A 2,468-nucleotide genomic window follows, 5' to 3' on the forward strand; every position below is an offset into this window, starting at 1 on the left:
CCAGGAAGATCTGACCGTCAGTGATGGAAATCACGTTGGTCGGAACGAACGCGGAAACGTCGCCAGCCTGGGTTTCGATGATCGGCAGTGCGGTCAGGGAACCGGTTTTGCCGGTCACTGCGCCGTTGGTGAACTTCTCTACGTATTCTTCCGAAACGCGGGATGCGCGCTCCAGCAGACGGGAGTGGAGATAGAACACGTCGCCTGGGTAAGCTTCACGGCCTGGTGGACGACGCAGCAGCAGGGAAATCTGGCGGTAAGCCACTGCTTGCTTGGACAGATCGTCATAAACGATCAGTGCGTCTTCACCGCGGTCGCGGAAGTATTCGCCCATGGTGCAACCGGAGTACGGTGCCAAAAATTGCAGCGCAGGAGATTCCGAAGCACTGGCAGCCACGATGATCGTGTTGGCCAGGGCGCCGTTTTCTTCCAGCTTGCGAACCACGTTGGCGATGGTCGATTGCTTCTGACCGATCGCTACGTAGACGCAGAAAATGCCGCTGTCTTTTTGGTTGATGATCGCGTCGATGGCCAGAGCGGTTTTACCGATCTGACGGTCACCGATGATCAGCTCACGCTGGCCACGGCCGACAGGAATCATGGCATCGACAGCCTTGTAGCCAGTCTGTACAGGCTGGTCTACCGACTTACGCCAGATCACGCCTGGAGCAACTTTCTCGACCGCATCGGTCTCGGTGTTGTTCAGCGGACCTTTGCCGTCAACTGGGTTACCCAGTGCGTCGACTACGCGGCCCAGCAGTTCCTTACCAACCGGAACCTCCAGGATGCGGCCAGTGCACTTGGCGCTCATGCCTTCGGCGAGAGACTGGTAGGAGCCCAATACAACGGCGCCTACGGAGTCTCGCTCCAGGTTGAGAGCCATACCGTAGACGCCGCCCGGAAACTCGATCATCTCGCCGTACATTACGTCGGCCAGACCGTGAATCCGCACGATGCCGTCAGATACGCTGACGACAGTGCCTTCGTTACGGGCTTGGGAGGTCACATCGAGCTTGTCGATGCGGCCCTTGATAATTTCACTTATTTCGGAAGGATTGAGTTGCTGCATTGCTCTGCTGCCCCTTCAAACTCAAGATTTCAATGCTTCGGCCAAGCTCGCGAGTTTGCCGCGAACCGAGCCATCGATAACCAGGTCGCCGGCGCGAATGATGACACCACCAATCAGGGTGGCATCCTCCGCAACTTGCAGGCGCACTTCCCGGTCGAGTCGTGCACTGAGAACCTTGGCGAGTTTGTCTTGCTGTTCTTGGTTCAATGCGAAAGCACTGATGACTTCAACGTCTACCGATTTCTCTTGCTCGGCCTTGTACAGGTCGAACAGAGCGGCAATCTCCGGCAGAAGCAGGAGGCGGTTGCTTTCGGCAACCACACGGATGAAGTTCTGCACTTTCACATCAAACTTGTCGCCGCACACGTCAATAAACGTGGCGGCCTTGTCTGCGCTCGTCAGGCGCGGGGCCTTGAGCACGCGCTGCATGGTGTCATCTTGCGACACTGCTGCAGCCAGGCCGAGCATGGCTGACCAAGAGGCCAGTTGCTGGTGGGCCTGGGCGTGCTCGAAGGCTGCCTTAGCGTAAGGTCGGGCCAACGTGGTCAGTTCTGCCATGATCGCCCTCGCTTAAATTTCAGCAGCCAGTTTGTTAACCAGCTCCGCGTGCGCGTTTTGATCGATTGTGGCACCTAGGATCTTCTCGGCACCGCCGACGGCCAGAGCACCCAGTTGGGCACGCAGCTTGTCTTTGACGCCGTTCAGTTCCTGTTCGATCTCGGCATGAGCCGAAGCCTTCACACGTTCAGCTTCGACGCGGGCTTTATCAACAGCCTCTTCGACGATCTGGTTACCGCGTTTCTTGGCTTGCTCAATGATTTCAGCTGCCTGTGCCTTAGCTTCGCGCAGTTGAAGACCCACTTTCTCGTGGGCCAACTCCAGGTCGCGAGCTGCACGGGTGGCAGCGTCCAGTCCATCCGCGATCTTCTTCTGACGTTCGTGCAAAGCCGCGATGACCGGAGGCCACACGAACTTCATGCAAAACACTACAAAAATGAAGAACGCAACGGATTGGCCAATCAGGGTTGCATTAATGTTCACGCCAACACCTCGCTCATTCGTTGTCCATCACCCCAATCAACTCGAAAAATTCGAGTGATTAGCCAGCGAGTTGACCAACGAAAGGGTTCGCGAAGGTGAAGAACAGAGCGATACCAACGCCGATCATGGTCACGGCGTCGAGCAGGCCGGCGACGATGAACATTTTAACTTGCAGCATTGGGACCATTTCTGGCTGACGCGCTGCGCCTTCCAGGAATTTGCCGCCCAGCAGGCCGAAACCAATGGCAGTACCCAGGGCGCCCAGGCCGATCAACAGTGCAACAGCGATAGCGGTTAGACCAACTACAGTTTCCATCTTTCCTCCCGACTTTTACGTCGTATGGTTTAGGTTTTTTAG

4 protein-coding genes are annotated in these 2,468 nt (G+C 56.6%); all 4 read right to left on the minus strand.

Annotated elements, in window-relative coordinates; genetic code table 11:
- Window positions 1-1,069 (minus strand): F0F1 ATP synthase subunit alpha (atpA, locus tag ACP7A2_RS27085; protein WP_426136847.1); only part of this gene is annotated, 1,069 nt, incomplete at its 3' end.
- A 21-nt stretch (window positions 1,070-1,090) separates the two neighbouring features.
- Entirely contained in the window at window positions 1,091-1,627 is a 537-nt protein-coding gene (locus ACP7A2_RS27090; RefSeq protein WP_375065774.1) for a F0F1 ATP synthase subunit delta, read from the minus strand.
- 12 nt (window positions 1,628-1,639) lie between these two features.
- Window positions 1,640-2,110 (minus strand): F0F1 ATP synthase subunit B, encoded by a 471-nt coding sequence (locus tag ACP7A2_RS27095; protein WP_375065776.1) that lies wholly within the window; start codon window positions 2,108-2,110, stop codon window positions 1,640-1,642.
- A gap of 58 nt (window positions 2,111-2,168) precedes the next feature.
- Window positions 2,169-2,426 carry a F0F1 ATP synthase subunit C gene (gene atpE / locus ACP7A2_RS27100; protein WP_002555987.1) on the minus strand — a complete coding sequence of 86 codons (258 nt, stop codon included), beginning with the start codon at window positions 2,424-2,426 and terminating at the stop codon, window positions 2,169-2,171.
- Between the last annotated feature and the right edge of the window lie 42 nt (window positions 2,427-2,468).

This window comes from Pseudomonas sp. PWP3-1b2 (assembly GCF_049896045.1).
GTDB lineage: Bacteria > Pseudomonadota > Gammaproteobacteria > Pseudomonadales > Pseudomonadaceae > Aquipseudomonas > Aquipseudomonas antarctica_B.